This window comes from Streptosporangium sp. NPDC049644 (assembly GCF_040675205.1).
Taxonomy (GTDB): domain Bacteria; phylum Actinomycetota; class Actinomycetes; order Streptosporangiales; family Streptosporangiaceae; genus Streptosporangium; species Streptosporangium fukuiense.
Genome location: NZ_JBFAOJ010000188.1, coordinates 1 through 6875 on the forward strand (window position 1 = coordinate 1; position 6875 = coordinate 6875).

General features: G+C 59.4%; 6 protein-coding genes. 4 read left to right on the forward strand and 2 right to left on the reverse strand.

Annotated features, from left to right (window positions below; genetic code table 11):
- Window positions 1-217 precede the first annotated feature (217 nt).
- Window positions 218-463 carry a transposase gene (locus AB0J58_RS43765; protein ID WP_364227473.1) on the reverse strand — a complete coding sequence of 82 codons (246 nt, stop codon included), beginning with the start codon at window positions 461-463 and terminating at the stop codon, window positions 218-220.
- Window positions 464-1174: 711 nt separating this feature from the next.
- Between AB0J58_RS43765 and AB0J58_RS43770 the strand changes: the two genes are divergently transcribed.
- Both AB0J58_RS43770 and AB0J58_RS43775 read left to right on the forward strand, forming a co-directional pair.
- Complete coding sequence (locus AB0J58_RS43770) at window positions 1175-3070, forward strand: AAA family ATPase (protein ID WP_364227475.1); 1896 nt, start codon at window positions 1175-1177, stop codon at window positions 3068-3070.
- A gap of 481 nt (window positions 3071-3551) precedes the next feature.
- Window positions 3552-4112: an NUDIX hydrolase gene (locus tag AB0J58_RS43775; protein ID WP_364227477.1), complete on the forward strand. Its 561-nt coding sequence runs from the start codon at window positions 3552-3554 to the stop codon at window positions 4110-4112.
- Here AB0J58_RS43775 and AB0J58_RS43780 read toward each other — a convergent pair.
- Complete coding sequence (locus AB0J58_RS43780; protein WP_364227480.1) at window positions 4093-5310, reverse strand: XRE family transcriptional regulator; 1218 nt, start codon at window positions 5308-5310, stop codon at window positions 4093-4095. The genes AB0J58_RS43775 and AB0J58_RS43780 overlap by 20 nt on opposite strands.
- Window positions 5311-5428: 118 nt before the next feature.
- Here AB0J58_RS43780 and AB0J58_RS43785 point away from each other — a divergent pair, with 118 nt between their 5' ends.
- Entirely contained in the window at window positions 5429-5839 is a 411-nt protein-coding gene (locus tag AB0J58_RS43785; protein ID WP_364227483.1) for a hypothetical protein, read from the forward strand.
- Between the two features lie 428 nt (window positions 5840-6267).
- Window positions 6268-6875 (forward strand): GntR family transcriptional regulator (locus AB0J58_RS43790; protein ID WP_364227485.1); only part of this gene is annotated, 608 nt, incomplete at its 3' end.

Below are 6875 nucleotides of genomic sequence, written 5' to 3' on the forward strand. Positions count from 1 at the left end.
TCCGCGACGACATCCACGAGGCCTTCCTGACCCTCGCTCTGGCAATCATCTGCTGGCGGCGTCTCACCCGCTGATCGCATTTTGCTAGGAGTTCTTAGGCCGCTTTGGCTGGGGTTCGATCGCCATGCACGGTTAGGTAGCGCCGGCGTTGAGGGTTCGCCTTGTTACCCCGCTTCCGATCTACAGGCCGTGCATGGCCTTCTGGTCTGCGTCGGGGCTACCCTCGTATGCGGGTCACCGCCTGTGGCACGCATCCAGCCCCCGTCATGCGCGGACACTCAAGTGAGGGGCCTCGATGATTCCGGACAGCCGCCTTATGGGCGTAGCCTATGCGGCTGCCCAGGGTGCCGGGGTTGATCCCGAACTCCCGCGCCACCGACGCGACCGTCCGCTCGCCGTCCAGCACCATGCGGACGGCTTCTTCCTTGAACTCAGGTGAGAACTGCCTGCGACGCCTCGTCATGTACCTACCTCTTCCAGACTTCTGTCAGCTTATGTAGCCGACTGTCCGGAATCTGCTGGGCACCTCACAAGCCCATCTTCGCGTATACGTCGATTGGCCGCCGTTCCTCGATCGTTGGATGCCAGCGGTCACAGACGGACTTGAGCCGGAGGAACTGGTCCGCTGAGCTTGCCTGGGTCGAGGCAGACGGGATGATCAGGCTCACCTCAGCCAAACATAGTCCTGCGGTTGCCTACCGTCGATCATTCTGGAACTGAGTGCCCCGCCGGGGGCATAGCGGTTTTCAAGAGGGCTACGTTCCAAGCGGCGACAGCGGCTCTGACCAGCGCAGAAGCATCTTTGCTGGACCTTCTCACAGAAGATCATCCCGCACATATCCCACAAGGGCTGCGTGAGCTGCTTTACGCCGAACTGCGATCATCGGAGTAGAAGTGGAACGCCGCTTCTAGCGTTAGCAACGCCTTGACCTGCAACACGATCCTTCGTTCTGAGCACGCGAAACTGCCGACGACTACAGGTCATCCTCGTTAAGCCGTGACGACCTAGAGGTCGATGATGTGGCTGAGACGCGTTCCTGAAGTGTTACAGCAGATGGGCCGAGATCAGCGTATGGTCTAGCACGAAGATAAACCCACAAATTCCGGATAAACCACCCCAAAGCGTGCAGTGGCCGGATAACATGACTTAAAAGCACAAAGAGGATTGTGATCCATGCTATACAAGCAGTTCAAATTCAATAATTACAAAGGAATACAAAATCTAACGCTCCCTTTAAATCAAGGCGTTACGACACTCATCGGCCTGAACGAGAGTGGAAAAACAACCATACTCGAAGCCATATTCTGCTTTTCTCGGGGCGCAAAAAACGTTGAGGCCATCAATCCCAGCATAGCGTTGCGCCGAAGTGCTGAGTCATGGATACCCGTCTCTCAGCGTGCAAATTTCAACGACGCGATAACTATATCCGCCATTGTGACTCTCGACGAAAAAGACAAACAAGAGCTATGGCAATACGCGCTACAGGAGTACGATCTACGACTCACAAATGTACCGTCCGAGATTTCCATTGAGGAGCGATACAGCTTCGAGAACTCACGCTTTGCTTCAAAGAAGAATATTGCGCTTTGGGGCATCAGAATAGTTGGCACGAAAGGGAGGCAACGGAAACCCCGAACCTATGGCTCGGGAGATGAGGAGTGGCAAGGAATAATCCGATATGTACAAGAAAGACTACCCAAGATATGGTATTTTCCTGACTTTTTATTTGAACTGCCAGAGCGCTTTATACTTTCAGACAATAAAGCGGTCGATGCAAATGACGCGTTAAGCAATGCAGTCACCCCTGCTACCATGGTTGCGCGACACAATAGAAATCGTACCCGAAATCAATTCTATCGAGAGATATTCGAAAATATCATCGAGCGACTTGGGTACGGGGCGACACTAGAAACTCATGTAGTGAGACGTCTCCAGTCAGCAGATAAAGCAGATCGCCGAAGTCTGAATGCAATACTTCTTGACATGGGCCGATTGGTAACCGAAACGGTGTTCGGCGGATGGAATCGGATTCTTGGACGGTCCCCTATGGCCCAAGAGGTCCAGATCGATGCTGACCTAGAAGCCGATGGCACGCCTTTCCTCGAACTAAAAATTAAAGACTCCAACGGCTACCACGATCTCTCTGAGCGAAGTCTAGGATTCCGCTGGTTCTTCATGTTCCTCCTAATGACGTCCTTTCAGAAGACTTCAGACTCAGAACCGAAGCCGCTTATATTGCTTGATGAACCTGCTTCGAACTTACACTCAAGCGCTCAAGCCGAGCTCCTGAAGAGCTTCGAAAAGCTGGTCGAGGACTGTAATCTTATTTACAGTACGCACAGCCATCACCTGATCAACATTCGATGGCTCGATTCGGCTTATGTAATAAAAAATAGCGCTCTTGGTTCGGCAGATTTTTCTGCATACCTCTCCGCAAAGGTAAGTGAGCGCATCTCAATTTCTGCAATCAAGTATAGAAGATTTGTCAGCGAAAATCCTGGTCAGACGTCATACGTGCAACCAGTTCTCGACGTCCTTCATTATCGGCCATCCTTCCTTGAGCCCATACCGGAAGTGATTCTTGTTGAAGGTAAGTCGGACTTCTACGCACTGCGCTATATGAATGAAGTCATTGGTATCGGATCGAATCTCAAAATGGTGCCCGGCGGAGGGGCTGGCTCTCTGGATGCACTTATTAGACTGCATATCGGGTGGGGGAAAAGCTTTCTGGTGTTGCTCGATGGTGACGCTGAAGGAAAGAAGCAGTATGAGCGCTATAAGCGCGAGTTTGGCGCCCTCATCACCGGACGGTGCATCATGTTACCTCGCGCATGCGACAATGAAAAGATTCGAGAATTGGAAGATCTCTTTTCCAAAAAAGACAAAGCCGAGATTGTCTCCACAATATTCCCCGACGTGAATATATCTCGCAATGTTTCCAAGAAAAATCTACAACATGCACTTATGGAACTTTATGCTCGCAAGGAAAAAGTTGTGCTCGAGTCGGCAACAGTAGAGCAGTTTAAGAACTTGCTCGAAGAGCTTGAGGCGATCATGGGCGGTCTCTAATAAGTGCGAAATTGTATGTTTGCCGCAGTGTTGAGTTCTTTCATTCTATGCCGAGTATTCTCCTAGCGACATGGTTGGACGTACAGCATGAGGTAGCTCGGTGGACCGGGACTGAGGTACGAAGTCCTGGGCCTTCGATCGCCCCCGACCCCGTGTGATGGCCAGCCACAGCATGGCGATCGTCGTGCTGTATTTGTGCGGCGGCGCATCCCTGGTCGGCGGGTGCGGTTTGGTACGGCGGGTGCTTCGTACGGTGGGCGGCCCGCGTTCCCGCCGCTGGCCGGGACCGGCGCCCACGCCGCACGCCCGGCCAGGCGTGCGGGCGGCGGGCCGTGCGGCGGCGCGGCGCGCCGTCGCCTTGATCATCACAAGAACAATTCGGCAATTCTCCAGGACGGTCTGATCCCTCGTCTCGGAACAGACTGCTGGCGCTGCGCTGATGCCCGTGTACGTAGGGGATGTTGGGCTGTAACTTCGCTGTGTGGCTACCAACGATGAGCAGACGCGCTGGATCGTGCACGGTGAGCGGCTGATCTACGACAACCGGTGGATCCGGCTGGGCCTGGTGGACGTGGCGATCCCGGATGGGGAGCGGTTCGAGCATCACGTGGTGCATCTGGATCGAGCGGCCATCGCGGTGGTGGTCGATGAGCAGAACCGGGTGCTCCTGATGTGGCGGCACCGGTTCCTGGCCGATCGCTGGGGATGGGAGCTGCCTGGCGGGCTGGTCGATGCGGGCGAGGACGCCATGACGACGGCCGCTCGTGAGGTGGAAGAGGAGACGGGGTATCGGCCCAAGGAGATCGAGCACCTGATCACCTACCAGCCGATGGCCGGCATGGTCGACTCGGAGCACAATCTGTTCCTGGTGCGGGGTGCCGAGTTGGTCGGGAGTCCGACCGGGGAGATCGAGGCCGATCTCATCGAGTGGGTGCCGATGTCGGAGATTCCGGCGATGATCGCCCGCGGTGACATCTGGACGTCGGGGACGTTGATCGGTCTGTACGCGGCGCGCGACCGGCTTAACGGAGCGAGCGCTTAACCGCTCGGGCGAGTTCCTCGATGCGTTTGCGCTGGCGGCGGGAGCCGGTCATGGTCGCGAGTTGCTGAGCGCGTTGGATGTGGGGTTGGGCCGCGTCAGGTTCCCCTCTGGCCAGAAGGGCGTGGCCCAGGTCGCAGCGGACTCCGGATTCAGCGCGGTTGTAGGTGCCGTCCATTCCCGCCAGGGCTGAGCGCAGATCTTCGACGGTGCCGGGGTCGCCGAAGCGCACCAGGCAGTTGCCGCGCCAGCGGGCGAGGTGGTGAGCATCCAAGGAGAGGTAGGGCATGCTCGCATCGGCGTCACCGGCCGGTAGAAGGGCGGCGGCCTGGTCGAGGGCCGCGCGGCAGGTGGTCTCGTCACCGAGGATCGCGGCGGCTTCGGCCTCGGCCGCTGACAACCAGGTCCGTAACAGGTCGGGGATGTGGTCGCGGTGGGTGGCGTGGATGTACTGGAGTAGCTCGGTGGCTTCGGCCGGCCTCCCGAGTTCCATCAGGACATAGGTCTGTTCAGCCGAGACGTAGGCGAGAACGGCGGGATCGTCGGCTTCGCGGGCGGCGGCTTTGGCCTGCTCGTAGTGATCCCAGGCGTCGTTGAGCGCACCGGTGTGGATGGCCTGCCACCCGGCCAACGATGAGGTCTCAGCCAGGACCTGGGCGAGCTGAGCGCGGATGCCAGGCCGTACCGCGTGGCGGTGGGCGCGTTCCACCTGGGCGATCTGGGCGCGCATCTTCTCGGCGATGGCAACCCCACCGACTCGGCGGTCCATAAGGCGCAGGTTGTTGGTCTCGGTGGTGAGGATCATGACCATGACGGGGTCGATGGCAGTAGCGGCTTCGATCCGGGCCGTCAGCTCGTCGGCCTGCTCCTGGTGGTTGTCGCCGTGATCCCCGGTGGGGGATGCGAGGTCGAGCGGGGCCAGGCCGAAGAGCATGCGGGCATGATCGGGCAGGCCAAGGCCGGTGGCAATGCGCTCATAGACCTCTAGGTCGGTGACCTGGCGTCGCCCTCGGATGATCAGGCTCACGTGGCCCTGGGCTATTCCAGTCGCCGTGCTGAGGCGGATCTGACTGGCTCCGCTGTACTTGACCGCGAGGTTGAAAAGCGCCATCACGTCACGGTTCTTAAGGATTTCTTGGCTTTCGTCGCGGTCCCAGACCCATGCCGGAATCTCGATCGGATTGAAAGCGTTCCCGTGCATTCCATCCTCCGGTCATTGGTTCCGAAGTGGCGCATCACCGCAGAACGGGACTCTATATTCTCGGTGGTATACCTGCGCGGGATAGGGCGAAAAAGTTCGCCCGGACATTCTTTCCAGCATGACAACACCGGTTAAGTGCACGGAGTGCGACGGGCGCGGCTGGAAGATCGTCACCCGTCGTGGATGCGTGGCGGCCATGGGCCTGCACCTGGAACTCTCTGCGCAGGAGGACTGCATCTACTGCGGCGGCACCGAACAGCTCGTCGAGAGGTTCGAGTGGGAGGTGTTCATCACCTCTGGCGGAACCGACGAGCTCGGCCCCTGCGGGATCAGCTCGGGGCAGGCCACCGCGATGGACACGCTCCGTACGGAACTGCGTCGGATGGAGTCGCCCGCGACAGTCTGGGGTCGCATCACGCACCGGGTCTACGACTTCGGCACCGTCTCCGACGACTGGACACGGCGGGTGATCTTTCACGCCACCGTGGACCCGGCCGGGTCGGTGCGTTTCGAGCGGCAGGAATCATGAGCGGGAATTCTCCTCGGCAGGGAGCGTCGTGCATGGCGCATCATCTCGTACCAGCTGCTCCCGGATGCATGCCTTTGACCTGGAATAGGTCGCGCCGTTTCGGGCGGGTTCGGGTAGTGGCCTGGACCTGTCACGAGCATCGGGTGACGTTTTACGAATTGTGCGATGCGGGCGGGCTGTCGTTCATTCGGCGCACGGTTCAGGATAAAAATCGGGTGACCGTATTTCATAGTGAGGCGTGGTCGCCTGCTCAGGCGCGGGTGGTGTGGATCAGGATTCTGGCGGGGCTGGCCAGGTAGCCGCCTGTGGCTGCCGCGCCTCCTGACAGGACTGTCCTCAGCCGGTACTGTGCTTGTGCAGACAAGTGGAAGAGCGATCGGGCGGTTAAGATGAGCAGGGATTTCGCCCCTCCGAAGTATGCCCAGGTGATGGGCACGATTCAGGAGCGCATCGAGGCCGGGCAGTACGCGGCCGGTGACATGCTGCCCTCCGAGACGCAGCTCGTCAGAGAGTTCGGCGTGGGTCGCACGACAGTGGTTCGGGCGCTTCAGACGCTGGCCATGCAAGGCTGGATCGAGCGTGAGCACGGCCGAGGCTCGTTCGTGAAGGGCCGTCCCGAGAGCACCGCCGATCGCATCCGGCCGGGCCTGGCAGTGACCGAGCAGGCCGAGAACGGCGAGACGGTCACCGACGTTGCCCGCGTTCCGGCTCCCCGCCACATCGCCCGCCTGCTCGGTGTGGAAGACAAGACACCGGTGATCTCACGTCGACGCGTGGCCAGACAGGGTGGCCGGGTGTCGGCAGTGGAGACCCTGTGGTTCCCGCTGGAGATCGCGTTGGGCACCGACGTCGACAAGCCCGAACCACTGGCGCGCGGGGTGCGCCATCACCTCCAGGCGGTCAAGCACCTGCGCTTCGATCACGTCACCGAGCGGCTGACCGCGCGCAACCCCACCAAGGAAGAGGCCGAGTTGCTCGGCTCTGCCAAGCCTGTCCTCGGGGTGCTGGCCACCGTGCATGACGCTGCGGGGGCGGT

Bases quoted from the DNA above. Each gene is read 5' to 3' on its own strand.
- AB0J58_RS43770 (WP_364227475.1), top strand. From the start codon at position 1,175: ATGCTATACAAGCAGTTCAAATTCAATAATTACAAAGGAATACAAAAT.
- AB0J58_RS43780 (WP_364227480.1), bottom strand. From the start codon at position 5,310: ATGCACGGGAACGCTTTCAATCCGATCGAGATTCCGGCATGGGTCTGG.
- AB0J58_RS43785 (WP_364227483.1), top strand. From the start codon at position 5,429: ATGACAACACCGGTTAAGTGCACGGAGTGCGACGGGCGCGGCTGGAAG.
- AB0J58_RS43765 (WP_364227473.1), bottom strand. From the start codon at position 463: ATGACGAGGCGTCGCAGGCAGTTCTCACCTGAGTTCAAGGAAGAAGCC.